This is a genomic window from Actinoplanes sp. NPDC051470 (assembly GCF_040682035.1).
GTDB lineage: Bacteria > Actinomycetota > Actinomycetes > Mycobacteriales > Micromonosporaceae > Actinoplanes.
In genome coordinates this window covers 65,893-89,851 of record NZ_JBFBAA010000030.1, presented here as the reverse complement: position 1 = coordinate 89,851, position 23,959 = coordinate 65,893, and the positions used below count along the sequence as shown (strand labels likewise).

The following is a 23,959-nucleotide window of genomic DNA, read 5'->3' as shown; positions in this document are numbered from 1 at the left end:
TGACGGCCACGCCGCCCACGCCAGACGCTGCAATTGGCCCAGCCACATCCCATGCTGGGCGTCGCTGCCCTCGGTCCACACGACTACCACAGTGAAAATGCCAGCGATGATCAGCGTGCGGAGCCCGCCGCCGCCGATCGGAGGCAGGCTCCACCAGACCGGCCGGCGGGCCCACTTCACCTCGCCGGGTGACTGCCGCAGCTCTTCATCGGTGAGGTCCTTCTTCGCCAGCACGTCCGCGACCGACGAGGGTAACGGCCGCTCACCCGGATCCTGGGCCGCCGGCTCCAGGCCGGTCGCGGCGGCGGCCGGGGCGGCGGCGACTGGTTCGGCGGTTCGGCGGCGTTCGACGTCCGCCAGCGCGGCGAACGCGTCGGCCTTGACCGTGGGATCAGTCAGGGCGGCCTGCAGATAAAACTGCGCGCCGTCGAGCAGGCCACGGCGCAGGAACATCGCGCCCAGAGCCAGGTTGGCCGGGCCAGCCAACGGACCGCCGCGCAGTTGCCGGTACAACGCGGCCGCGCCGTCCGGATCGGTGTTCTGGATCTGCCGCGCCCGGGCGAGGACCTGTTCGTCGCTGAGCGCTTCCTGTTCAGTAGCCACAGTCATCGACCTCGTGTTTCGCCGCTTGCTCCTGTTTGCCGGAAATCTGATCCGTGTGTCCGTAGGGGTTACCGTCCATCAGATCGGTGTAGTGGCCGTGCGCCTCGGCTCCGACGGCCTGCTTCTGGTGGAAGTGCTCGCCAACCGGATCCGGATGGGTCTCGGAGTGAGCGGACAGGACGATGTCGGCGTGTGGGTCATGCTCACCCAGCAGCACCTTGTGGTAAGGGTCGGAGTAGTCCTTCGCCGGCGCTGGATCTTCCTGGACCGGCAATGCCGTGTCCGGGACGCCCGCCACGGGCGGATACACGCCCGAATCGGCATACCCGCCCGTGTGCATGATGTCAGGTGCCCCCGCCGGAACAGTGGCATCCAGGTCGGCCGGCGGAGGGACCTCGATCCGCAGGTCCGGGCGAGCATAGCCGGCCGCGTCGCTGTCGGCGGGACGCTGCGTGAGCAGGGCAAGGACGTCGGCGTCGGGAGCGGGCCCGATCACCACGTTCGGGTCAGGGACGGTGATTCCGGCAGGAGCACCGTCGCTGGACACCGCGACCCACCGGCCGTCGACCTGCTGCTGAAAGGTGACGGAGAACGGACCGTGGTTGTCAACGCCCTGCGGATGCTGGTACTCACTGCCGGGGCCGGGTGGATGCTGGGCTTCGTACCACAGGACGACCTCGCCGCTGGCCTGCCCCGCCTGGAACTCTCGCCGAATCGTGTCCCGCCACACCGGGATGTTCATGTCATCGGCGGTGCGCTGCTTGTTTTCGAGGTCGATGCGGGCTGTTCCAGTCAGCACCCGGGCGGCCCGTTCCAGCCCGTGCGACGGCTCATCACGCGACACGAACCCGTTTTCGCGCATCTCCCGCTCTTGACGGGACAACTCGAGCGCCACCCCGACCCCAAAACCGGCGACGCTGCCCAGACCGGCCCGGCGCGAGATCGTTGCGCTCAGCTCGCTCACTTCCGCCGCCAGATTGACGCCACGTGGTCTGCCCTCGGCCAGCTCGACGAGCTGTATGGCCCGGCGCCGGCCCGCCAGCTCAAGGCGGCAGTCCACGCAAATTACTCGGGACACCGCACCGGCCAACACCCGTCGCGCCTGCAGGATGAGCTGCTCGGCGTGCCAGGCAGCGCCTTGCGTGCCTATCCGCTGCCGGCTGGTGACGTCCGGTGTCGGATCCCACCGGCTCAACCCCATACGGTCGGCCTCCCGGATCAGCCACGGATGCGACCAGTTGTCGTTCACCGAGTACAGGAGCGAGTCGTAGCCGCGGGAAACCCGGACATGAAAGACGCCCATCGTCTTCCAGCCGGTCAAACTCTGCCGCACATCGGTAGGCGCCCGATGCAACAGCTCCTGCAAGATTTCGGCGAGGTGATAAGGATCCGGCGGTGCCATGGTCTTCGCCCGTCGACGTCAGTCCCTGCGAGGATCTTGAGAGTACGAGCTAGCGGTCGCCATCGGCGCCCAATTACAAAAATCAAACCTCGGAGCATTGCTGTGCGGCGCCGGTCGCCGCTACGGGGTCATCCGGCCCGGGTGGCGCGGCCGACATCCCGTCTGCTAACGCTGCAAGATCGAGCTGCGGCCGGCTTCGAAGCCGAGCTCAATCACGTCCTTCTCGGCGCACCCGACGGTGTACGCCGCGTCGCCGAGGTCCAGCGGATCCGGCCGGAAAGGGAGTGCGCGCGGCGGCCTTCCGGGCTGACCAGGCGGACTTGACGCAGGCGTTGGACCTGATCCACAGGGTGATCGAGCAGTTCGGAAGGCTCGAACAAGGTTTCCGGTGCTCAAGTGAGCAGGCGCTGAGCTCTGGCGGGGATGTCGTCGCGCGGATCCCTGAGTCCGAGAGCCGATTCCCGACCGACATACCGCTGGTCGGCTCCGACCGTGGCGGCCCGGCGAGCAGGACGCGATCTGCGCCGGACTGGCGGCGGCCGGCACCCGCGCGGCCGCCTTCTAACTCGGCCGGCTCGCGATCACGTCGTCGCGGGCCGGCTCCGGCGGATGACCACCTTGTAGAACCCGAAGCCGGCCGCTCCGATGACGAGGGCCGCCAGGAACGTCCAGAAGACGGAGACGTCGGTCCAGCCGTGCCAGCCGCGCACCACCCTGGCACCCTGCGGATTGCTCTCGTGGTAGGAGATGGTGACGGTGCTGCCGATCTCCGGAGGTTGGTTGGCGGACACCTCTCTTCGGCGACGCTGACGACCCGTGCGGTGCCGGTGGTGCCGCCGGGATAGGCGGTCTGCTCGACACGGGCTTGCAGACCGACCCACAGGGCGCCGCCACCGCAGCAGAGGATCACAACGGCCAGAACGATACCGATCACTGTTCGCACCCCGTCACCGTAGGCACGGCGCCGCGAGGGGTACTCGGACGCCGAGAAACGGCACCAGCGCGCACTCGAGTTGTTCCGCGCGGTCGGTGATCGACGGCACCTGGTTCGGCCAACCGGCTGAGCGCCGTATTAACGGTCGTCTCAGGTTCACCCGGTACGAAGTAGACGTCAGACAAGCGACGTAACCGTATGTAGAGGCTATTGATGGCAGTCAACGCAGAGCCGTCCGGGAAAGCGCCGGCCGGTCGGTTGGCAGGCCTGTTCGCGGCGCCCGGCCGGCTCTCGGCCGGTCGCCCGGCCCATGATCAAGGAGGCGCTCCGTGTTCGACCAGGTGAACGGCCTGCCGGTGCACGCTCTCGTGCTGCACGCCGCCGTCGTGTTCGTGCCGCTGCTGGCGCTCGGGGCCATCGTGTACGCCCTGGTCGGACTGTGGCGCGCCAAGATCGGCTGGGCGGTTCTGCTGCTCGCCGTGATAGCGCCGATCACCGCGTTGGTCGCCATGCTGTCCGGCAACAAACTGCATGAGCGGCTGCTCGAGCAGGGCCTCAAGGGGCGCGGTGCGGAGATCATCAACGATCACATGGGCTTCGGTACGAGGACGTTCTCGTTCTCGCTGGCCCTGGGTGTGGTCACGCTGGTCCTGGTCCTGGCCACCCAGCGCCGGCCCGGTTCGCTGTCGCGGGTGGTCGACCTGGTGCTGGCCGTGGTGACGGTGGCGCTGGCCGCGATCACCGGCTATTACGTTTACCGGACTGGTGACTCGGGCGCCACGGCGGTCTGGGGCCAGTACTAGCTCGATCTTTAACCTATGCGGCGGGGCCTCAGGGGCGTTGATTTCTTTCGGTGGCTGCTCAGCCGCGGTTCTGCTGCCGTCGGCCCCTGACCTTCCGCTATCCCACATGAGCTGACCGCGGTGCCTGGCATCCATCCCGACGTCCGCTTCCCAGCAGGCCGGTTCGCGCCCACGACATCGCCTACCCGCCGTAGTGGCTCCTCATCCGCCATCGGCGGTTCCGGACATCGTCGGCACCTGCATGAGCCGGACGACCGACGTCAGCAGCACGTAGGAGAAGAACGACGATGCTCGACCACCTGACACCGCTGCTCTCCTCGCCCTGGCTCTACGTCATCGTCTTCGCGGCCATGGCCATCGACGGGTTCATCCCGGTCGTGCCGACCGACGTCGCCGTCATCGGCCTGGGCGCGCTGTCGGCGACCGGCTCGCCGAACCTTGTCGCCCTGGCCGCCGCCGTGGTGGCCGGCGGGATCGCCGGCGACCAGGTCTCGTACCTGCTCGGTCGGAAGGCCGGCGGCCGGGTCACCGACGGCAAGCTCGCGGTGGTCAAGAAGAAGGCGGAGCGTGCGCTGATGCGGTACGGCGGAGTAGTGATCCTGGTCGGCCGGTTCCTGCCGTACGGGCGTACCGCCACCGCCCTGACGGCGGGCTCGACGTCCGTTCCGCTGAGCCGGTTCCGGCTCTTCACCGCGCTGGCGAGCGTGGCCTGGGCGGCGTATGCGATCGGCGTGGGCCGACTGGGCGGGGCGACCTTCGCCGGCTCGCCGCTGCTGGGCGCCGGCTGCGCGATGGTGCTCGGCGCGATCCTGGCCGCCATGTTCGCCTTGGGAGAGAAGTGGAGCGGCGGCGCGAAGGTCACCGCGGGAAGCTGTCTCCCTCGTCAAGACTGAGGCAGCACGTGAAGCAGGTCCGCGTCGCCCTGCGCGAGACCACCTCACCCGCGCCGGACTGACCCACCCGGAACCGACGCGGCGGAGAAGCGTGCTGCCCTCCACGTCGGCGATGGTCGCGATGTCGCCGTCGGCACAAGCTCACCCCGTACATCGGGGGCCGAGGGTCATGGCCTGAACACCGAGATCATGCGTCACCACGCCGCCGCTGCCCGGCTGTGGGGTCCACAGCCGGGCAGAGAGGCGCCGAAAGGGTTCTAGGTTCCACGTGCTGTTCAAGCGGACAGGGGGTGGAGAGGGCGGGAGCCGCCACGGCCTCGGCCGCCTTCCGGTCGACCGATCCAGGTTCAGCTGGTGAGCGATCGAGTCACGGTGGGGGGAACCGGGCGATTGAGCATCCGGCAGGTGAGGGCGGTGTCGGCGGCGGGTACGACCTGGGCGTAGCGGGTTTGGCCTCCGGGTGTCGCGGTGATGCCGGGGGTGGCGGTGATATCGGCGACGGCGGTGCGTTTGCCGTCCTCGGTGGCGGTGGCTCTGGTCTGATGGCCTCTGGTGGTGCCGGCGTGGGCCCAGACGGTGCCGCACACCGTGTCGAGACGGAACAGGCCGAGGCCGTAGCCGCCCTGAACCCCGACCTCGTCCGGGAGTGGGACTGTGGTCTTCATCTGGGTCAGCGCCGCCGATGAGAACAGCTGGCCACGCAGCACCGCGGACAGGAAGCGGGACACCTCGTCGGGGGTGGAGATGATTGCGCCGCCGGCTCCGGCCCAACCGCCGAGCGGCCGGTCGGACACGTCTACATAGGTGGGAGCGGGATCGCCGAACGAGACGGAATAGCCGTGGGCGTACCCGGGGCCGGTAATTCTGGCGTACGGGTCGGGGTAGTAGGTACGCGTGAGGCCGAGAGGGACGGCGATGTGCCGGCGAACGAGGTCAGGCATGGTCCTGCCGGTCACCTTCCGCAGCAGCATACCGAGCAGGATGTAATTGGTGTTGGAGTAGCTCCAACCTTGCCCGGGTGGGAACTCGGGCCCATGGGCGAAGGCGATGTCGAGCAGTTCCCGCTCGGTGGCAACGTGATAGGGGTCTTGTTCCATCCGGGTGAAGTAGCCGGGGTCAGCGACGTACTGGAACAGGCCGCTGGTGTGGTTGAGCAGCATCCGCACCGTGATCTCGCTGCCGCCGGGCACGACGCCTGGCAGGTAACGATCGATGGGAGCGTCGAGGTCGACTCGCGCGCGGTCGACCTGTTGCAGCACGAGCGTTGCGGTGAAAGCCTTGGTGACGCTGCCGATCTCGAATTGATCGCGGCCGGTCATCGGTCGTCCGGTGGCCCGGTCCGCCACCCCCGCGGCGGTGACGGTTGTGCGTCGGCCGTCGTCGACTCGTGCGGCATATCCGGGCACCCCGCTGTCCAGCACCTGGCTGGCGACGTCGCGCATGGTGGGATCAGGGGACGGCCCGGCGGCGGGTGCGGGAGTCGTGCCGGCGCCGACAAGTGTGGCAGCGACGGTCAGCGCGAGGGCAGCGCGCCCGAAGCGGGGGAGAGTCGCCGCCTTCGTGGCGCGGGGCGTGAGAACAGCGGGCATGGCATACGTTCCTTCGCGGCAAGGGTGGGTGGCGGTGGGCACCGAGATCGCCACTTCCGGCGGCATCCGGCCTCCCTCGTGGACACCCACGCGATCTGGACTGAGTTCTACGGACTCTTGGTTGTTGCTTCCGGCGGAATAGTTCCGACCGATCTGCGCCGACCTGAGTCGTTGTCGCGCCGGCGTCTCCCACGTCACCGACCGACCGCCACGACGCCGCACGGGGTGTGAGTTCAGTGCGGACGTGTGTGAGCTCAGAGCTGTCTTTCAGTCAGCCTCAGTGAGCTCACACACGTTCGACGCTTCGTCAGGACGCGCGAGGGGAGACCGCCATGATGCCAATGCACATCTCGTCGCTGGTGCCGTCGCCCCACACTACGTAGCGCGGCGGCAGCTTCTTCAGCTGCGGCACTTGCTTGCGCAGCCCCGCGTCGTGCGTACACGTCGTCCGCAGCGTGTCCCCCGGACCAACCTCCACCGGCGCCGGCAGCTTCACCAGCCGCTGGTTGTCGAAGTCGAACTGCGGCACGTCCAGCACCACCTTGGCCTTCGGCGTGCCCGGGTTGAGTTCGACCTTCAAGGCCCGCCCGAGCATGTGCATGTGGCCGAAACCGGCGAACAGCGTCGCCGGCGCCTCCACCTCGTGGTCGCAGGTCTGGGTGTTACCGGGCTTCGGCTTACCCCCGCTGCACTCCTCCACCTGCTCGTCCGCCATTCCGCCGACGTCCGCCCCGAACCGCTTCGTCACGTCCGCGATCGAGGCCGCCCGGTCGCAGAGCGGACCCGACTCGTCGGTGGCGCAGGGCAGCTCCGTCGGCGCGTCGAGCGACCACGTCTCGAGTTCCCGGGTCTTCGGCGTGCCGTCGGTCAGCCGCAGCCGCACCGCCGTGCGGTCCGACCCGCCCGGCTTGCCGTCGGTCGCGAGCAGGTTGTAGTGCATCTGGAGAACGACCAGGCCGCCCGGCTCCAGCTTGAAGCCGACGTCCTGGTCGAGCAGCGTCTCCGTGGCGCCCGGCGCCCAGGTGTCCACCCACGCCGCGCCCGGTTCGTCGTCCTCCACGTCGGCGCCCTTCACGCCGGTCCCGCCGAAACACTGCCAGCCGATACCGGGGGTCTTCGCGTCGTGCTCGCGCACCAGGGCAGCTTTGTCCGGCCGCACCGCGTACACGATGGCGTGGTGCGCGAGGGCGATGTTCTCCGGCATGACCTGGGTCCCGGTCAGGAACTGTGCCTTGGTCAGGCCCGGATCGATCACCTGGCACCGGTACTCGTCCGTGCCGCCACCCTCCGGCGGTGCGGGCGTGTATGCCTCGGGCATCTTCAGGTCGGCGAACCGCTCGCCGGCGCGCAGCGGCTGCGGTGGGCCCATCGACCCGCCCGCGTGCGCGCCGTGCGAGCCGGCCGCGGGAGGCGCGGCGGGCGCCGCACTGTTGTCGGCGTCCGATCCGCAGGCGGCGACAGCGAACGCCGTCGCCAGCGCCATGGCGGCCGCCCCGAACCTCCACGCTTGCCCGGACGGCTCTGCATGTACTGCCATCAATAAACTCCTACATATGGGTTACATCGCTTATCTGACGCAGTTCATACCGAGCGAACCTTAGATAACCGTTAATGCGGCGCTGCCGCTTGGAACTCCTAACTCAATCGGGTGCATCGCCCGTCGCGGCGCCGAGCACGGGTCCGGGCTGGGCAGGCTGCGCTGGGTCGTCGAGCAGAGCTTCGCTCTGCTGCACTGGCTCCGCCGCCCACGCATCCGCCGGGAGATCCGCGCCGACATCCACGAAACCCTGCTCAAACTCGGCTGCGCTCTTATCTGCTGGCGCCGCCGACCCGCTCGACCGGCCTGCGGGCGACTCCCGGATCGGCGCCTGGTCGGCCGCGGGCGAGGACGGGCGGAGCCCGCGAGTCCGGGCCGGGCGACGGGACAACTCGGCAGCCCGGTGACGGAGGTGACCGGGCAGTGAGCCGGCCGTGCGCCACGGGACTGCTCTACGCCGTACTCGCAAGAGGGTTTGACTCGAGGTAGTTGTGGAGTGCGGCGGTCGCGCGAAGGCGGTGGAGGCTTGCCTGGTCGAGTTCGCGCTGGCGGGCGGTGAGCGCCGTGCGGGTGCGGGCCGGATCGCCGGCGATCATGGCGGCCATGACCTCGTGGACGGCCGCGACGGAGTACCGGGAGCGGCGCAGCATGGTGATGATCCGGGCCCGGATCAACTGGGCGTGGTCGTAGACGCGGTAGCCGGTGCCGCGTTCGCGGCCCGGCGAGAGCAGGCCTCGCCGCTCCCACAGCCGCAGCGTGGACGGCCGTACCCCGGCAGTCGCGGCGGCGTCGCCGATGTGCAGCGGGCGTTGCACGCGTAGCCGTGGGGGTAGCTCGCCGTCGAACGCCTCCAGCGTCTCCGCCACCTGCGTGCGTTCCTCGGCGAGCGCGGCGTGGCTCCGGTCGACGGTGGCCAAGGCCGTGGGCAGATCGCCTGCGTGGACGGCGCGCAGCACGGTCAGCGCGGTCTGCCAGCCGTAGCCGGCCATGAGGGTGCGTGCGGTGCGGAGCGCCTCGGCGTGCGCGGCGGTGAAGATGCGGTAGCCGTTGGCGGCGCGCTTGGTGGGCGGCAGCAGCCCCAACTCGACGTAATTGCGGATCTGTTGGACCGACAGGCCGCTCGCCCGGGCCAGCTCGGTGATCCGTAGCCTTCCACCAGCATTGGAGTCTTTTCCGGTCATTGCTGAGGTCACCCGGCACCCTTCGCGACAGAACCATCAAGCGGAGGTTCAATGATAGCTTTCAATGCCTGGAGGTGGGGTGTGGCTGTCGTCGTCGCAGAAGACCTGACCATGCGGTACCGGGTGCCGGTCCGGGCCGGCGGCCTGGCCGCCGCGCTCGCGTCCGTGGTGCGCCGCCGGTACCGCGACGTCGACGCCGTCCGGCAGGTGTCCTTCGAGATCGCGCCCGGCGAGGTCGTCGGGTTCATCGGGCCCAACGGCGCCGGCAAGACCACCACCTTGAAGATGCTCTCCGGCCTGCTCCATCCCACCTCGGGCGAGCTGCGCGTGCTCGGCTTCACCCCCGGGCAGCGCAAGGCGCCGTTCCTGAAGCAGATCGCCCTGATCCGCGGCAGCCAGCCGGTCGGCGGGTCGCAGGAGCTGACCGTGCTCGACGCGCTCGACTACCAGCGGCTGCTCTACGACGTCGCGCCCGGCGACTACCGGCAGACCTTGGCCGAGCTGACCGGCCTGCTCGACCTCGGGCCGCTGCTGGAGCGCCAGCTGCGGGCGCTCAGCCTCGGCGAGCGGATGCGCACCGGCCTCGCGCTGGCCCTGCTCTACCGGCCGCGGGTGCTGTTCCTCGACGAGCCGACCCTGGGCCTCGACGTGACCGCCACCGCCGTGATCCGCCGCTTCCTCGCCGGGCACGCCGCCCAGACCGGCGCCACGATCCTGCTCACCAGCCACTACATGGCCGACGTCGAGTCACTGTGCCGCCGGCTGATCCTCATCGACCACGGCCGGGTGCGCTACGACGGGCCGCTGCGTGAGCTGGCCGCCCGCCTGACGCCGTACAAGCTGGTCCGGGTCAGCGCGGCCGGCGCGACGAGACCCGATTTCGCCGCGGCCGGCGAGATCGTGGAGCACGCCGACGGCAGGTGGGTGCTGCGGGTGCCGCGGGAGCGGGTCGCCCGTGTCACCGCCGCCCTGCTGACCAGCCTGGACGTGGCGGACCTGGCGGTCGAGGAGCCGCCGCTGGAGAACGTCATCGACCGCGCCTACCGCGACGGCCTGGCGTGAGGCGGATCCTCCGGCTGACCGCACTGCGCGTGCGCCGCCAGTTCCTGGACTGGTCGGGCACCTGGTGGTTCACGATCACGCTGGTCGCCAACGAGTCCCTCGTCCCGCTGGCCGGCCTGTTCGTGTGGTCGGCCGTGTTCCCGGGCGACCCGCGCGTTGTCTCCTACTTCGCCGCGCTGATCGCCGTGCAGATCATGACCGCGTCGTACGAGAACCACACCTTCTCCGAGACCGTCTACCAGGGCACCGTCAGCCACGAACTGCTCCGGCCGCAGCCCGTCGTCATCGGCCCGATCGGCGAGAACCTGGCCATCCGGCTCTGGATGGCGCTGTTCGGGCTGCCTCCGGCCGTGCTGGCCGGGTTCCTGCTCGGCGCCACCTACCGCCCGGCGGACCTGCTGCTCGCACTGCCCGCGCTGGCGGGCGCGGCCGTCCTGCGGTTCCTGTACACCTGGATCCTCGCGCTCACCGCCTTCTGGACCGAACGGGTGCACGCCGTCGTCACCTTCGGCGGGATGCTGATGGCCCTGCTCGGCGGGGCCGTCGCTCCCGTCTCCCTGCTGCCCGGTCCGTGGCGCACGGTCGCGCAGGCGCTGCCCTTCCACGCCATGCTGGGCCTGCCCGCCGACATCGCAATCGGCGCGGTCACCGGGCCGGCCGCCGTCGCCGCCCTCGGCCGCGGCCTGGCCTGGATCGCGGCGTTCACCGTGCTCGCCGCCGTGGTGTGGCGCTCCGGCGCCCGTCGCTACACCGTCGTCGGCGCGTGACCCGTGCGGAAACTCGCCCGCCTGTTCGCCGCCGGCTTCTCGATGTCGCTGCGGCGTACCCTGACCTTTCGCACGAACCTGCTCTTCGACGTCGCGCTCGCCGTCGCCGGACTGCTGTCCTCGCTCGCGACCGTGCTGCTTGTCTTCACCCACACCGACCACCTGGCCGGCTGGACCCGTCCCGAGACGTTCATGCTCGTCGGCACCTACGAGTTGCTCACCGGCGTCAAGGCCGCGTTCCTCGATCCCAATCTGGCCTGGTTCCCCAGCCGCGGCATCCGCGAGGGCACCCTCGACACCTACCTGCTGCAGCCCGCACCCAGCCTCTTCCTCGCCAGCCTCGCCACCGCGGCCCCCCTCGCCCTCGTCCAGGCGGTGCTCGGCCTCGGCGTCCTCGGTCTCGGCGTGTACGGCCACCCGCCCAGCCCCCTCGGCGTCGCGGCGTGGCTGCTGCTGGTGCTGGCCGGTGCCGCCGTCACCTGGGCCCTCGGCGTGCTGCTCGCCTGCCTGGCCTTCTGGGCGCCGCGGCTCGAGCTCGACGTCTTCTACAACGCCATCTGGCAGCTGGCCCGCTACCCGGTCGGCATCTACCGCCGCCCGCTCCGGCTGCTGCTCACCTACGTCATCCCGCTCGCCCTGATCGCGACGACACCCGCCGCCGCGCTGCTGCGAGGACCCCAGCCGGCCGCCCTGCTCACTGCCGCTGTGGCCGCGGCCACCGCGACGGCCCTGGCCGCCACGGCCTGGCGCCTGGGCCTGCGCCGCTACACGGGCGCGACAAGCTGAACACGCTGTCAGATCTCGAACACCGGCCCCGGCAGGTCGAGCTTTCCTGAGGTCCGGTTGGCCGGCGACGAGGGACCCGTGCTGCGGCGCCGCTGGCTCGGGACGAAGCTGAGGCGCTGCCGCGAGGCGGCGAGGCTGAAGCAGGAACAGGTCACCACGTCATGGCTGATCGCGGGGAACGCCGTTTGCGGCGCCGGGCCCTGGGCGGCCTTCACGATCGCCGTGAGCTGACGAAGCCGACCGCGGAAGTCGCAGGTCAGTAAGCAGGTGTTGATCACGGTTTTGGCGTAGAACGCCGAGTCCGCACAGACTACGGTCTCGCCGGAGGTTGCTGAGCTGCCCCGGGTCAACGAGATCCGGCGTGCGGCATCAACCTATTTCGTGTCGGAGCTCGGCCCGGCCTGGCGACGGTCACGAGGTTCATCGACGTGGCTGCGCTTTGCCGGATGCGCTGTCATGACCTTGACCCGAACCGCCATGAACGAAGCCAATGTCAGTCCTTCAACCTTTGTCTGCGCGCTGATTCACGTTGGCGATCATGTCGATGAGGGTGTTGACGAGTTCTTCTGCCTTGACGCCCCACTTCGGGTCAGCGAGCTGGTTGCTGACCTCCATGCCGGTGATCCCGTTCACGGTGCCGATGAGGAGGGCTCCGTATCGGCGAGCGTTCTGCTCGCCGACCAGGTCGGCGACGATCGCCAGGAACTCGTCTTGGCTGCGCTGGGCAGCACGGGCCATGGCGGTCGGGTCGCCGGCCGGGTTGCTGTACATCAGCCGGTAGAGGTGGGGCTGTCTGCGGCCGAGGTCGAGGAACGCGGTGACGAGACTGCCGAGTTTGTCGGCGGATGACATGCCGGTGTTCGCACGTAGAGCCGCCGACTGATCCGCGAGCCGCTCCCATGCTCGCGTCCCGATCTCGATCAGCAGGCTCTCCTTGTCGGCGAAATGGGTGTAAGGCGCTCCGCGGGTCACCCCGGCACGTGCCCCGACCGCCCGAAGCGTCACGGCATCGAGGCCCCCGAGATCGAGAAGCTCGGCCGCCGCTTCGATCAAGGCTCGGCGCGTGGCGGCAGCGGATTCGGCGCGACTGGTCACACCGGGCATGGTACCGCAGCTCAGATGACGGAGTCACCCGACTGACTTGACAATGTCATCCGAACCTGTGACCGTAGTTCTCATGACAACGTCAACCGAAAATTTGGAACTCGTGATCGTGACCGGCGCATCAACCGGGATGGGCGCAGCCACCGCACGCGAACTGGCTCGCCGCGGCTTCCACGTCCTCGCCGGGGTCCGGCGTGACAGCGACGGCGCGGCTCTCCGCGCCGCGGGCATCGAGCCGGTGATCCTGGACATCACCAACCAGCAACACCTCGCGGCGCTGGTGGCCCGCGTCGACGGCGACCCGCAACGGCGGCCGTTGCGGGCGCTGGTCAACAACGCCGGCATCCCCGCCGCCGGCCCGATCGAAGTCACGCCGCTCGACGAGTGGCGGCGCATCTTCGAGGTGAACCTCTTCGGCCATATCGCCGTCACCCAAGCCCTGCTACCTGCGCTGCTGCGCAGCAAGGGCCGCATCGTCAACATCAGTTCGGTGAACGGCAAACTCTCCATGGCCGGCTACGGCCCGTACGCCGCCAGCAAGCACGCGATGGAAGCCGTGAGCGACGCACTGCGCAACGAGTTGGCCCCTGACGGCGTGCAGGTGGTCGTCGTCGAACCGGGCGGCGTCAAAACCGAGATGGCCGGTACCGGCCTCGCCAGACTGAGCCGGCTCAGCGCCGGCATGACACCGGAGCAGAACGCCCGCTACGGCGCCCTGGTGCAGGGGTTGCCCTCCCACGTCGCCGCATTCACCAAAGCCGGCGTGACCTCCGACGTCGCGGCCAAGACGATCGCCAGGGCGGTGATCGACCGCAGGCCCCGCACCCGCTACATCATCGGCGCCATGGCCGGTTTCCTGATCCGCGCCTCCCGCTTCCTCCCTGACCGGCTGCTCGACCGGATGACGAACTCCGACCTGCGCAAGCACTACCCGGCCGAGAGCGGCGACCGGAGCACCGCAGCGCACCACGCCTGACCGCGACCCGCGCCCCAGTCAGGCATCCGAAACCTCCGTCCCGTCACCGAAGGGACGCCCATGGTCAAAGGAGCTTCACGCATGTCCACACCACAGATCGAACGAAACCACGACGAGCGAAAAGCGGCTGAGCGGCAGCAGCCAGCGCTGCACTGGATCGGCGGCCGATGGTCGGGGTCGGGCTCCGTCGACGAGTCGCGCAACCCCTCAAACGGTGAGGTGCTTGGGCGCTACGACGTCGGCGGAGTCGAGCAGGCCCAAGCCGGGATCGAGGCAGCTCGATCGGTCTTCGACGACACGGATTGGTCGGTGACGCCGGAGGTGCGATCCCGGGCGCTGATCGAGATTGCTGAGCGGCTGGAGGCACGGCAGCACGAGGTCGCGTTGATGCTCGCGTGGGAAAACGGCAAACGGCTCCTCGAGACGACCTGGGAAGTCGGAGCGGCGGCGACGATGCTGCGGCACTCCGCCGCCTCCGCGCTCGTCGATTCCGGCGGTCGGGCGTCCACCAATACCTCAGGCATGCTGATCGACTCCGAGCCCGAGGCCCGCGGGGTAGCTGCAGTGATCAGTCCCTGGAACAGCCCGATCTACCTCACGATCCGGGCAATCGGTCCGGCGCTCGCCGCCGGTTGCACCGTTGTTGCGAAGCTGCCGGCGCAGACCGCTCTGACTAACAATTTGCTCGCTCAGGTCATCGCCGAAGCCCGGTCTCTCCCAGCCGGGGCAGTGAACCTGTTCACTGAGTCGCACCGCGATGGTGCGGTGCACCTGGTCGATTCGGGCGACACGGACGTCGTCGCCTTCACCGGCAGTACCGGCGTCGGTCGTTCGATCGCCGCTGCCTGCGCCGCCGCTTTGAAGCCGGCGGTATTGGAATTGGGCGGCAAGACTCCGCTGGTCGTATTCGAGGACGCCGACCTCGACGTCGCTGTGCCGACGATTGTGATGGCTCTGACGCTGATGAACGGTCAGTTCTGCTGCACCGGTTCCCGGGTGCTCGTGCATCGCGATGTCGCCCAGGAGGTCCGTGACCGCCTGACCCGCGCGTTCGAGGCGGTGCGCGTTGGCCCGGCCGACGACCCCGCGAGCGAACTCGGCCCGGTCGTCGATCGCGGCAGTGTCGACCGAATCGAGCAGATAGTCGCCGACGCGACCAGCTACGCCAAGGTCCTCGTCCGCGACTGTACGGTCACCGTACCCAGACAGTGCCCCGGGCCTGGTATTCCAGAACGTTCTCGATGGCTACGGCGAGGTCGGCGCTGAGTTCCCGGCGCACCAGGTGCAAAGCGAGGTCCAGGCCGGAAACGATCCCCGCAGCGGTGACGAGGTCACCGTCGTCGACCACTCGGGCGTCCTTGACGACACCGCCCCGCTTGGCCAGCTCGGCCTTGGCGCCGTGGTGGGTCGTGCACGGACGGCCGGCGGTCAGCCCGGCCGCTGCGAGCAGGATCGTGCCGGTGCACAGTGAGGTGACGAGCACACCGGCCCGCGCTGCGGCCGCCAGTTTGTCCGGCAGGAGCCGGCGTTGATCTCGGCCCAGATCCCAGGCCCGTCCGGGCGGCCGAAGCCGCCTCCGGGCACGACGATCACATCGGCCTCGGCCGGCGACCAACCCTGCGCGACAGCGACGCGGGTACCGAACGCTGCCGTGACGACTCGTGGCTCGGCAGCGCTGACGAAGGCGACCTGGGCGGCGCCGCCGCTGAGCCGGCCGGCGTAGGAGAACACCTCGTACGGGCCTGCGAAGTCCTGCTCCTCGACCCCATCGAACAGCACGATCTGCACCCGCAACGGGCGCTCGCTGCTAGGTTGCGCTGCCGCTGCGGCGGCCGGGTTTGTGAACCCGCCCACGGCCGTGGCTCCGGTCGTGGCACCAACTGCGGCGGTCAGTACTGTTCTGCGATTCACGACTCACTCCCGACATTGACGACTGTGTCTTGTCAGTCGTTGCCACGGGGGGCACGGTTCCCGGGAGACGGCCCTCATCGTGGGGCAGCGGGAAGGTCGGCGGGCTTGTCGCGCGAGTCAGCGCTCGCGAAGGGGCGCGAGCAGTGCTTTGACACGAAAATCGGGTCTAAGCCTTGGCTTTTACCCGACATTTGGTGCAAATAGTGTCCAGAGGGAGACTTGAACCTCCACGATCTGCACCGGTGCGCACTCAGAGTGCGCATACGGCGGACGGCCTCGTCCGCGTCCTCGTCGACCATGGTGAGCACGACGACGGCGACCTCGGGAGTGCTCTCCGTCTCGAAGCAGCACGGTGACCTGAAACGGACAACCGGGGCCGCTTCAGAAGGCCCTGCTGGCGTAGTAGCAGTTGTCGTAGCGTGCTCCACCCGCCAACTTCCACGATCCGGAGTACGGTCTCGGGCCATCGCTGGCGGAGGCCCGGACGACGACCTGGTAGTTGCCGGGCTTGAGCCGTACGGTCCTGGCGGGCACGCCGGTACCGCCGCACGTCGGGGCGAAGTATCGACTCAGCAGGGGCGATGAGCGCACCTGGCAGGATGCACAGGCCGGGACGGTAAGTCGATCGGCGACCGGTCCGCTGTACAGGATCTCCAGCGCGTACGGCGAGTCGTTGACCACCTGCACGATGGCGGTGCCGGAAGGGCCGTTACCGGTACGTTCCAGCGGGGCGATGTCGCCGGTCGCGCCGGCCTTGACCTTGGCGACCTCGGCGGCGATCCGCTTCTGCCGGGCCTGCGCAGCCCGGGCGTCGCGCGGGTAGTCGGCGATGAACTCATCCAGATGCTCGATGGCCGAGTCGTACTCGCCGCTGCCGATTTCCTTCAACGCGCAGTTGTACAGCGTGCCGGGACGAGCGGCGCGGGCCCGGGCCGCCCCAGCCTTCGCCTCCGGCAGGGACACCGTGCTGAGGTATGTCAGCTCCGTAAGGGCGTCACAAGGCCGGCCGAGAGCTTTGGCGATCACCGAGCCGTAGGCGTTGTCCAGGTCGGACCGGACTGCGGCAGCCTGGGAGGTGCCTGGATGGTCGGTGACGACCACCTGGTAGTCGGTGACGGCTTGGCGTCGCGTGTTCGCCGCCTCAATCCCGTCGGTCAGGTCGGCCGCCCGCTTGCTGTAGGACTTGCCGCGTTGCCAGTACGCCTCCGCGCGACCGGCTCGAGCCCGCGCGACCAGCAACCCATTCGGATACTGGTCCAGCTGCGCGTCGAACGCCTCGGGAGCCAAGGAAGCCTCGGCGTCCAGCAGGTCCTGGCACTCGCGCTGGTCCGCGCGAGCGACGGCGGTGACGGAGGTGAGGGTGAGTTCGTAGCGGGACTGGACGCTCGCGTACCTGTCCAACGCCACCGGGCAGTCGCCCGCCGCATGCGCGGCGCGCGCATCGGCCAGAGCTGACCGGCCGGCCGCCTGGTAGCCGACGAACCCCGCGACCATCAGCAGCACCATCGCCACTGCGGTCACCAACGGCCGCCGTGGCATCGAGCCGCGGACGGCCACGCCGTGCTGCCGCCGGGCCAACCGCCACGCGTCGAAGGTCGCGGCGCCGATGCCGAGCGCGGCGACCGTGAGCCAGAGACCGGGACTCTGTGAAGCGCTGTGGGCAGCCGCGAACCAGAGCACGAGGGAAGTTCCCAGGAGTACTACCGCTGCCCTTTTCCATCGGCCCAGGTAGAGGTAGCCGGCGGCAAGGCCGCTCACGTTCAGCAACGCCGCGATCCGGGGATCGCGGCGCCGAACGGGCAGGTCGATGATCGGGTGTTGCTGAGCGGAAACCGCCGTGGCCGGCGGGTGGCCGTTCTCGTGCGCCAGCCTTTGCCACGCGAGCGCAGTTTCATTGTCGCCCCGGCGTAGCGCGGTGACTGCATGTCGTTACGCAGCCTCACCGAGCGCCTCACGGCGTGCCGCATCTGCCTCGGCTGCCGGGTCAGGGGCCGCCAGCAGGGCACCAAGCCGAGGCGGAACGGGGTGGCCGGCGAGCAGCACCGGGTAGAGCAGGTCGATCCAGTCCAGGGTGGATCGAGCGCGGTCGGCCGGACCGCGATCGGGCCGGCTGAGCCGGTCCCGGGTCTCAATCAAGACCTCATCGAGTACGCCGAGATCCGCGCTGTGCCGGGCAAACGCAATGACCTGCACGATCAACGCGCCGTCGGTGCCTGCCTCACCGCGCTCCATCGCCATGACCGCCTGATGGGCGATCGTGGCAGCAAGCGAGAGCAGACGTGGTCCTTCGCTCGGCGATGACACAGGCGTACTCCTACCGTCTCGGCTCCCTACCGACAGCCTGGACGGTCCATGTAGTGGCGTCTATGCCGCACCGGTGTGGCATGGACGCGGACTGCGGCTGCGTGGCATCATGCGGGGCCGAACGGGAAGAGTCCGGCCACTCGACTCAGGCTGCGCAGCTTGTAGCTGGGTCTTACTCAGAGGATCGCGCGGTTGGATATCTCCTGCAGGCGGTAGGTGGTGTCCAAGACAGCCGGGGCAGTCTTCATCCAGGTGACGTCGGTGCCGGGGTGCAGCGTGTGGACCAGGACCAGGTTCCACTCGGTTGCATCACCGGGGCGGATTGAGTGCATGCGGCCGCCCTTGACTCGGATGTCGTCAGGATCTCCAGGACGCGCTCGACCAACTTGCCGGGTAGGAACTAGCCTCCGTCCTTCGTGCGTCCAGCAGACCTGGAGGTGGACTGGTGTAGTCGATCTTGGGTCGTAAGCTCGTCGTCGCTTGCCGGTGGGAGTCCGGTCCGGGTAGCTGCCAGGAGGCCCGGTAGCAGGCTGGCGGCTCGGTCTGGAAACGGGTCGGGTCGAAGCCCAGTGTCGAAAGCCCTGATGGGGGAGCGACTGAGCGGTCCGTAGCATCACGCGAAGCCTGCGGCGTCGTTAGAGGTCTCACCTGTTGGGGTGGGGCAGAGGGAGTGCCGAGCCCCCGAATTCAGGGTGAAGGCCATGGAAGCGGTGTAGTGAGGGAGGGGCCGCTACTTCGTCGACGCGTATCTGCTGATGAAGGTGGTGCCCGGTGAGTGCCGTTTCGGCTAGTCCCGCCGTGTTGGGGTCCTCGTTGGACCCGGTTCGTGCCTTGCAGCATGCGCTTTACCGGGCGGCCAAGGCCGATCCCGGACGTCGGTTCCATGCGTTGCGAGACAAAGTCTTCCGCAGGGACGTCTTGTGGCGGGCGTGGGTCGCGGTGCGTGGCAACGATGGCGCTCCGGGCATCGACAAGACCACCCTGGGTCAGGTCGAGGAGTACGGCGTTGACCGGTTGCTCACCGAGTTGACCGCCGAGTTGCGGGACGGCCGCTATCGGCCGGTGCCGACGCGTCGGGTGTTGATCCCGAAGCCGGGCACAGCCGAGCGCAGGCCGTTGTCGATTCCTGCGGTTCGGGACCGTGTCGTGCAGGCCGCGGTGAAGATCGTGCTCGAGCCGGTCTTCGAGGCCGACATGTTGCCGTGCAGCTTCGGGTTCCGCCCGAAGCGTTCGGCGCACGATGCCTTGCAGGTCCTCGTCGATGAGTCCTGGCGGGGCAGGCGGTGGGTGGTCGAGACGGACATCGCCAATTGTTCTCGGCGATTCCGCATGACAAGTTGATGCAAGCAGTCGAGGAACGCGTCTGTGACCAGGCCGTGCTGAAGCTTCTGCGGGCGATGCTGTCCGCCGGGGTGATGGACAACGGCGTGGTCCGGCGAGAGGTGACCGGTACTCCACAGGGCGGTGTGGTTTCGCCGTTGCTTGCGAATGTCTATCTGCACCGGATCGATCGGGCATGGTCGACTCGTGAGCACGGGGTTCTGGTGCGTTACGCCGACGACGCGATCGTGATGTGCAGGTCCCGGCAGCAGGCCGAGGCCGCCCTCGGGCGGCTGAAAGAGCTGCTGTCCGAGCTGGGGCTGGAACCCAAACAGGCCAAGACACGCATCGTGCATCTGCAGGTCGGCGGTGAAGGCGTGGACTTCCTCGGCTTTCACCACCGGCTGGTGCGGGCCTGGGCGCGGACTGGGACCAAGCAGGTCACCTTCCTGGCGCGCTGGCCCGCGAACAAGGCCATGCAGCACGCCCGTGACCGGATCCGGCGGTTCACGGACCGGTCCCGGTTGCTGCTGCCGGTGGAGTGGATCGTGCAGGACCTCAACCAGTTCCTGCGCGGCTGGGCCGGGTACTTCAAGTACGGAAACTCGGCCCGCCACTTCAGCAAGATCAGGGCATATGCGTTGATGCGGCTGGCGATCGTGATCGCCAAACGGCATAAGCGCAGCCGAGCATTCGGGTTGCAGGTACTGGTCTTCCAGTCCGACAACCAGCTCGGACTGGTCGAGCTCATGGGAACCGTCGTCTCGCCAAGGCCCTTCAAGCCCTGGCGGAGGACAAGCCGAATGCCGGCGGTGAACGACGTCGGTGAGCCGTGTGCGGGAAAGCCGCATGCACGGTTCGATGGGCGGGTGCTGGAAACGGAACACCCTGGACAAGGTCACCGCAGCGGGACAACCGAACGGGAAACCGTCGGCATGAAGGCTGCCGGACCTAACCCCAGAACTGTGTCACCGCGCCAGCGCCCGACCCTACATTGAGCATCGGTGCTTGGCCAAGGTCCGGGTCGTGACCGGTTCGTTGTTGATGATGCTGGTGGTGGGCAGGCTTTATTGCCCGGCCGGAGGCCGGGTTTCTCCGTGGGTCCTGGTTGTTGTTGCGGCGGATTTCGTTGTCAGGTAACGGGTTCGGATAGCGCGGCGAGGCGTTCGAAGGCTTGGACGAGGTGGTTGGCTCAGGGCCAGCCGGCGGCGAGGCGCAGTGTGGTGGTCCGGGCGGTGCGGGTCAGTTTCGCCGTGATGTGCAGCAGCCGGTAGCGCAGTTTCTTCGGCTCGGCGGCCGCGAGTGGCCCGTCCAGGAGCAGGTGCTGGGTCCAGCTGAGCAGGTCGATGCCGGTCAGGGCGAGTTGCAGCCAGACGGTGTTGCTCGCGCAGCAGGCGGCGTTCCCGAAATGGACCCGGCCGGGCGAGACGCGAACCCTGCGCGACCTCCTGTCGGAGGCGGTGCGGTCGCTGCGCACGACCGTCGGTCAAGAACCGGCTGACGCCCTCGCCCGGACGTCCGGGAGATATTCCGGTCGCTGGACACCGGCGCTGACCGATATGTGCTGCTTGATTGGGGAGGCCGATGGTTCTCGCGCAGCGCTGACGCGTCTGCGGCGCCGCCGTTCCCGGCGGGTGCACGAACGCGAACAAGCGCTGACCCCTCGCGGCAAGGGACAACCTGTCCAGCGATCGGCGTGGCCGCGGTGTCGTTCTGGCGGTGGCCGCGGTCCTGGCGCTCCGCGTCTTGCGGCCGGAGCACTGCACGGCGACCTTGCGGGGATCTCTACCACCAGGCCGACGGTTGGACCTGGGAGAACAGCCGGGCGGCCGGTTTCGCCAGCTCCGAACGCCGTGACCCGCGTCAGCGGTCCTGTCGGAGGTCGTCGACGACGCTCTGGTAAGCGTCGGGCGTCACGGCGAAGGAGCCGTAGTAGGGGTAGTTCATCTCGACGACGAGGAACAGGTTCGTCGCGATGACCGTGCTGGCCATGGTGAGCAGGGCGCGGCGCACGAGGCCGTCGTCGAGGCCGAAGAACAGGCACATCGTGAGGACCGCGCCGGTCGAGACCAGCACCCCGAACCACATCACCGGTGACATCCGGCTGTCGTCGGCCTCGGCGTCCGAGGCGTGGTGGTACTGCTCGGCGCGGCCGATCTCGTCGATGGCGTGGTTGATGAAGAACCGTTGCGCGTCTGTCGTCGGCCGTAACGACCCGACGAGGGTGGCGAGCTCGCTCAGGTCGGCGGAGCGCTCCCGCTCGGTGCCCTGCTCGTGCCGGGCCTCCCAGTCGGTGACCAGAGCGGACTCGTAGCGGATGACGCCGTCGGTGAGCATCAGCCGGGTTTGGTCGTCGAAGACCACGCTGCCGGGGATGAGGGTGGTCATGCTCGCCGCCTCCTCGCGCACGGCTTCCTTCGCGTCGGTGTAGCCCTCCCACAGGGAGACCACGCACAGTCCGATCACGATCGCGTACGCCACGCCCACCAGCGAGACGATGACACCGGTGACGTCGTTGTGCTGATTGAGCCGCCGGTGCGGCAGGGTGCGGTGGATGAGGATGTCCAGCCCAAGGGTGACGGCCGGGACTCCGATGATCAGCACGGCCCCCACCAGCCACACCGACACGTCCCGTACGAGCCAGAGTTCCACGCCGTCCACCCTAGGCAGCGCGGGGAGTGCGATGGCCGAATACCGGAAACGACGATCGGAACGTGAACTCGTTGTTACGTTCTATCGGGGTCGCCGGAAGGGGCAACGATGAGCGTGCAGATGACAGGCTTGGACCTGAGCGAGACCGAACGCCACCGCACCAGCAGGGGACGATCCCATCCGCTGGGCGCCCGCCCGGACGACGGCGGGGTCAACTTCGCCGTCTTCTCCGAGCACGCCACCGCGATGCAGCTGCTTCTCTTCGAGCACCACGATTCCCCTGCCCCGTACCAGATCATCACCCTCGACCCGGAGACCAACCGCACCTTCGCGGTCTGGCACGTGCGGGTCGAAGGGCTGAGGGCCCCGGCCTTCTACGGTCTGCGGGCCTTCGGCCCGGAGGACGTCCCGGGTCTGCGGTTCGATCCGGACAAGGTGCTTCTCGATCCGTACGCCCGCGGGGTGGACCGCGCGCTGTGGGACCGGGGCGCCGCCTGCCGGCCCGGCGACAACACGGCCGTCTCGCTGCGGTCCGTGGTGGTGGACACCGACGGGTACGACTGGGAGGGCGACGAGCCGCTGCGCCGGACGATGGATGACCTCATCATCTACGAGGCGCACGTCGGCGGGTTCACCCGGTCGCCGAGTTCGGGGGTGGGCCGGCCGGGCACGTTCGCCGGGCTGGTGGAGAAGATCCCGCACCTGACGAAGCTCGGCGTCAACGCGGTCGAGCTGTTGCCGGTCTTCGACTTCGACGACGGCGAGGCCAACTTCTGGGGCTACAGCACCGCCGCCTACTTCGCCCCGCACGCCGGTTACTGCGTGGCCCCGGACGAGGGCGGGCACCTGCGGGAGTTCCGCGACATGGTGAAGGCCCTGCACGCCGCGGGCATCGAGGTGATCCTGGACGTCGTCTTCAACCACACCGACGAGGGCAACCACCTCGGGCCGCTGTTCGCCTTCGCCGGCCTGGACAACCCGAACTACTACTACCTGGACCCGAACGACCGGCGGCACTACTACGACTACTCGGGCTGCGGGAACACGCTGATGGCGAACCACCCGATCGTCACCAAGATGATCGTGGAGTGCCTGGAGTTCTGGGTGCGGGAGATGCACGTCGACGGGTTCCGGTTCGACGAGGCCGCCGTGCTGACCCGCGGCGCCCGTGGTGAGGTCCTCGACGAGCCGCCGGTGGTGTGGCAGATCGAGCTGTCCGACACCCTCGCCGACACGAAGATCATCGCGGAGGCGTGGGACGCCGCCGGCGCGTACGAGGTGGGCCGCTATCCGGGGTATCGCTGGGCCGAATGGAACGGCCGATACCGGGACACCATGCGCCGCTTCGTCCGCGGCGAGCCGGGCATCGTCGGCGACGTGGCCGAGCGGCTGACCGGCAGCGCCGACCTCTACCAGGCGCGCGGGCACCGCCCGATCAACAGCGTCAACTTCATCACTTGCCACGACGGCTTCACGCTCGCGGATCTCGTCTCCTACGACGAGAAGCACAACGAGGCCAACGGCGAGGGCAACCGCGACGGCAACGACGACAACATGAGCTGGAACTGCGGCGCCGAGGGGCCGACCACCGATCCTGAGGTCAAAGCGCTGCGCGTACGCCAGATCAAGAATTTCGCCGCGTTGCTGCTGCTGTCGCGGGGCGTCCCGATGATGCTCGGTGGCGACGAGATCGGCCGCACCCAGCAGGGCAACAACAACGCCTACCGCCAGGACAACGAGATCAGCTGGCTGGACTGGTCACTGGTCGACGACCACGCCGAGGTCCTGTCGTTCTGGCAACGCATGATCGCGTTCCGGAAGGCTCATCCGAGCCTGCGGCAGCCGACCTACGAAGGGCCCGAGATCGCCTGGCACGGCACCCGGCTGGGCCGGCCCGGATGGACCGACCCGGACGCCCGGACCCTGGCCTGCACCATCGACGACCTGCACATCATCGCGAACATGTACTGGGCGCCGCTGGACTTCGAGCTTCCGGCGGTGCCGGGGCGGGTCTGGGCGCGAGCCGTCGACACCTCGTCACCGGATGACGCCGAAACGTTTGTGGACACCGCGACCATCTCCGCTCCCGGACGCAGCGTCATCGTCCTGATCTCCCGCCCGTCCTGAAGAGAAAG

General features: G+C 68.7%; 23 protein-coding genes and 2 pseudogenes. 11 read left to right on the top strand and 14 right to left on the bottom strand.

Going from position 1 to position 23,959, the window contains the following annotated elements:
* Positions 1–592 precede the first annotated feature (592 nt).
* On the bottom strand, positions 593–2,005 hold the full coding sequence (locus tag AB0M54_RS37575; RefSeq protein WP_364476664.1) for a hypothetical protein: 1,413 nt from the start codon (positions 2,003–2,005) through the stop codon (positions 593–595).
* Positions 2,006–2,586: 581 nt separating this feature from the next.
* Positions 2,587–2,796, bottom strand: coding sequence for a hypothetical protein (locus tag AB0M54_RS37570; protein ID WP_364476663.1), 210 nt, complete (start codon positions 2,794–2,796; stop codon positions 2,587–2,589).
* Positions 2,797–3,268: 472 nt separating this feature from the next.
* Between AB0M54_RS37570 and AB0M54_RS37565 the strand changes: the two genes are divergently transcribed.
* A complete protein-coding gene (locus AB0M54_RS37565; RefSeq protein WP_364326255.1) occupies positions 3,269–3,742 on the top strand; it encodes a DUF2231 domain-containing protein in 474 nt (157 codons plus the stop codon).
* Between the two features lie 287 nt (positions 3,743–4,029).
* Positions 4,030–4,635: a VTT domain-containing protein gene (locus AB0M54_RS37560; RefSeq protein ID WP_364326252.1), complete on the top strand. Its 606-nt coding sequence runs from the start codon at positions 4,030–4,032 to the stop codon at positions 4,633–4,635.
* 347 nt (positions 4,636–4,982) lie between these two features.
* On the opposite strand, the gene AB0M54_RS37555 is transcribed toward AB0M54_RS37560, so the two are convergent.
* Positions 4,983–6,422: a serine hydrolase domain-containing protein gene (locus AB0M54_RS37555; RefSeq protein WP_364476661.1), complete on the bottom strand. Its 1,440-nt coding sequence runs from the start codon at positions 6,420–6,422 to the stop codon at positions 4,983–4,985.
* Positions 6,423–6,531: 109 nt separating this feature from the next.
* On the bottom strand, positions 6,532–7,761 hold the full coding sequence (locus AB0M54_RS37550) for a monooxygenase (protein ID WP_364476659.1): 1,230 nt from the start codon (positions 7,759–7,761) through the stop codon (positions 6,532–6,534).
* A gap of 115 nt (positions 7,762–7,876) precedes the next feature.
* On the opposite strand from AB0M54_RS37550, the pseudogene AB0M54_RS37545 reads away from it, so the two are divergent.
* Positions 7,877–8,044: pseudogene (locus AB0M54_RS37545) on the top strand (IS5/IS1182 family transposase); the annotation flags it as partial.
* Positions 8,045–8,213: 169 nt separating this feature from the next.
* Here AB0M54_RS37545 and AB0M54_RS37540 read toward each other — a convergent pair.
* Positions 8,214–8,942 carry a MerR family transcriptional regulator gene (locus tag AB0M54_RS37540; RefSeq protein WP_364476658.1) on the bottom strand — a complete coding sequence of 243 codons (729 nt, stop codon included), beginning with the start codon at positions 8,940–8,942 and terminating at the stop codon, positions 8,214–8,216.
* Positions 8,943–9,023: 81 nt separating this feature from the next.
* On the opposite strand from AB0M54_RS37540, the gene AB0M54_RS37535 reads away from it, so the two are divergent.
* From AB0M54_RS37535 to AB0M54_RS37525, 3 genes are read left to right on the top strand one after another with little or no spacing between them, the layout of a single operon-like run.
* Entirely contained in the window at positions 9,024–10,004 is a 981-nt protein-coding gene (locus tag AB0M54_RS37535; RefSeq protein WP_364476656.1) for an ATP-binding cassette domain-containing protein, read from the top strand.
* Positions 10,001–10,771, top strand: coding sequence for an ABC-2 family transporter protein (locus AB0M54_RS37530; protein WP_364476654.1), 771 nt, complete (start codon positions 10,001–10,003; stop codon positions 10,769–10,771). Before AB0M54_RS37535 ends, AB0M54_RS37530 begins: the two co-directional genes overlap by 4 nt.
* A gap of 3 nt (positions 10,772–10,774) precedes the next feature.
* Positions 10,775–11,557, top strand: coding sequence for an ABC-2 family transporter protein (locus tag AB0M54_RS37525; RefSeq protein ID WP_364476653.1), 783 nt, complete (start codon positions 10,775–10,777; stop codon positions 11,555–11,557).
* 8 nt (positions 11,558–11,565) lie between these two features.
* Here AB0M54_RS37525 and AB0M54_RS37520 read toward each other — a convergent pair whose 3' ends face one another.
* Positions 11,566–11,835 carry a hypothetical protein gene (locus AB0M54_RS37520; RefSeq protein WP_364476651.1) on the bottom strand — a complete coding sequence of 90 codons (270 nt, stop codon included), beginning with the start codon at positions 11,833–11,835 and terminating at the stop codon, positions 11,566–11,568.
* A gap of 223 nt (positions 11,836–12,058) precedes the next feature.
* The gene (locus tag AB0M54_RS37515) at positions 12,059–12,652 is read right to left on the bottom strand and encodes a TetR/AcrR family transcriptional regulator (RefSeq protein WP_364326229.1); all 594 of its coding nucleotides are present in this window, start codon (positions 12,650–12,652) and stop codon (positions 12,059–12,061) included.
* Positions 12,653–12,764: 112 nt separating this feature from the next.
* On the opposite strand from AB0M54_RS37515, the gene AB0M54_RS37510 reads away from it, so the two are divergent.
* Both AB0M54_RS37510 and AB0M54_RS37505 read left to right on the top strand, forming a co-directional pair.
* Positions 12,765–13,637 (top strand): SDR family oxidoreductase, encoded by an 873-nt coding sequence (locus tag AB0M54_RS37510; RefSeq protein WP_364476649.1) that lies wholly within the window; start codon positions 12,765–12,767, stop codon positions 13,635–13,637.
* 81 nt (positions 13,638–13,718) lie between these two features.
* Positions 13,719–14,903: an aldehyde dehydrogenase family protein gene (locus tag AB0M54_RS37505; protein ID WP_364476647.1), complete on the top strand. Its 1,185-nt coding sequence runs from the start codon at positions 13,719–13,721 to the stop codon at positions 14,901–14,903.
* On the opposite strand, the gene AB0M54_RS37500 is transcribed toward AB0M54_RS37505, so the two are convergent.
* The 5 genes from AB0M54_RS37500 to AB0M54_RS37480 all read right to left on the bottom strand — a co-directional run bounded on the left by AB0M54_RS37500 (position 14,830) and on the right by AB0M54_RS37480 (position 18,184).
* Entirely contained in the window at positions 14,830–15,120 is a 291-nt protein-coding gene (locus AB0M54_RS37500; protein WP_364476645.1) for a DJ-1/PfpI family protein, read from the bottom strand. The two genes, AB0M54_RS37505 and AB0M54_RS37500, sit on opposite strands and share 74 nt — an antisense overlap.
* Positions 15,066–15,431, bottom strand: coding sequence for a DJ-1/PfpI family protein (locus tag AB0M54_RS37495; RefSeq protein ID WP_364476643.1), 366 nt, complete (start codon positions 15,429–15,431; stop codon positions 15,066–15,068). The genes AB0M54_RS37500 and AB0M54_RS37495 overlap by 55 nt, the downstream gene beginning before the upstream one ends.
* A 498-nt stretch (positions 15,432–15,929) precedes the next feature.
* Positions 15,930–17,060 carry a hypothetical protein gene (locus tag AB0M54_RS37490; RefSeq protein WP_364476641.1) on the bottom strand — a complete coding sequence of 377 codons (1,131 nt, stop codon included), beginning with the start codon at positions 17,058–17,060 and terminating at the stop codon, positions 15,930–15,932.
* Between the two features lie 417 nt (positions 17,061–17,477).
* A complete protein-coding gene (locus AB0M54_RS37485) occupies positions 17,478–17,852 on the bottom strand; it encodes a hypothetical protein (protein WP_364476639.1) in 375 nt (124 codons plus the stop codon).
* Between the two features lie 176 nt (positions 17,853–18,028).
* Positions 18,029–18,184 carry a hypothetical protein gene (locus AB0M54_RS37480; protein WP_364476637.1) on the bottom strand — a complete coding sequence of 52 codons (156 nt, stop codon included), beginning with the start codon at positions 18,182–18,184 and terminating at the stop codon, positions 18,029–18,031.
* A 439-nt stretch (positions 18,185–18,623) separates the two neighbouring features.
* Here AB0M54_RS37480 and ltrA point away from each other — a divergent pair.
* Both ltrA and AB0M54_RS37470 read left to right on the top strand, forming a co-directional pair.
* Positions 18,624–19,510, top strand: a pseudogene (ltrA, locus tag AB0M54_RS37475) (group II intron reverse transcriptase/maturase); the annotation flags it as partial.
* A gap of 138 nt (positions 19,511–19,648) precedes the next feature.
* Positions 19,649–20,170, top strand: a complete 522-nt coding sequence (locus AB0M54_RS37470) for a group II intron maturase-specific domain-containing protein (protein WP_364476721.1) — start codon at positions 19,649–19,651, stop codon at positions 20,168–20,170.
* A 194-nt stretch (positions 20,171–20,364) separates the two neighbouring features.
* Here AB0M54_RS37470 and AB0M54_RS37465 read toward each other — a convergent pair whose 3' ends face one another.
* Both AB0M54_RS37465 and AB0M54_RS37460 read right to left on the bottom strand, forming a co-directional pair.
* Positions 20,365–20,649: a transposase gene (locus AB0M54_RS37465; RefSeq protein ID WP_364476635.1), complete on the bottom strand. Its 285-nt coding sequence runs from the start codon at positions 20,647–20,649 to the stop codon at positions 20,365–20,367.
* Positions 20,650–21,035: 386 nt separating this feature from the next.
* On the bottom strand, positions 21,036–21,824 hold the full coding sequence (locus AB0M54_RS37460; protein ID WP_364326211.1) for a hypothetical protein: 789 nt from the start codon (positions 21,822–21,824) through the stop codon (positions 21,036–21,038).
* 120 nt (positions 21,825–21,944) lie between these two features.
* Between AB0M54_RS37460 and glgX the strand changes: the two genes are divergently transcribed.
* Positions 21,945–23,951, top strand: coding sequence for a glycogen debranching protein GlgX (gene glgX / locus AB0M54_RS37455; protein WP_364476633.1), 2,007 nt, complete (start codon positions 21,945–21,947; stop codon positions 23,949–23,951).
* The last annotated feature ends 8 nt before the right edge of the window (positions 23,952–23,959 follow it).

What these genes read in the sequence shown, in the direction of transcription:
- AB0M54_RS37575 (WP_364476664.1), bottom strand. Translation starts at nt 2,005, where the DNA reads ATGGCACCGCCGGATCCTTATCACCTCGCCGAAATCTTGCAGGAGCTG.
- AB0M54_RS37560 (WP_364326252.1), top strand. Translation starts at nt 4,030, where the DNA reads ATGCTCGACCACCTGACACCGCTGCTCTCCTCGCCCTGGCTCTACGTC.
- AB0M54_RS37550 (WP_364476659.1), bottom strand. Translation starts at nt 7,761, where the DNA reads ATGGCAGTACATGCAGAGCCGTCCGGGCAAGCGTGGAGGTTCGGGGCG.
- AB0M54_RS37540 (WP_364476658.1), bottom strand. Translation starts at nt 8,942, where the DNA reads ATGACCGGAAAAGACTCCAATGCTGGTGGAAGGCTACGGATCACCGAG.
- AB0M54_RS37505 (WP_364476647.1), top strand. Translation starts at nt 13,719, where the DNA reads ATGTCCACACCACAGATCGAACGAAACCACGACGAGCGAAAAGCGGCT.
- AB0M54_RS37480 (WP_364476637.1), bottom strand. Translation starts at nt 18,184, where the DNA reads ATGCACTCAATCCGCCCCGGTGATGCAACCGAGTGGAACCTGGTCCTG.
- AB0M54_RS37470 (WP_364476721.1), top strand. Translation starts at nt 19,649, where the DNA reads ATGCAGCACGCCCGTGACCGGATCCGGCGGTTCACGGACCGGTCCCGG.
- glgX (WP_364476633.1), top strand. Translation starts at nt 21,945, where the DNA reads ATGACAGGCTTGGACCTGAGCGAGACCGAACGCCACCGCACCAGCAGG.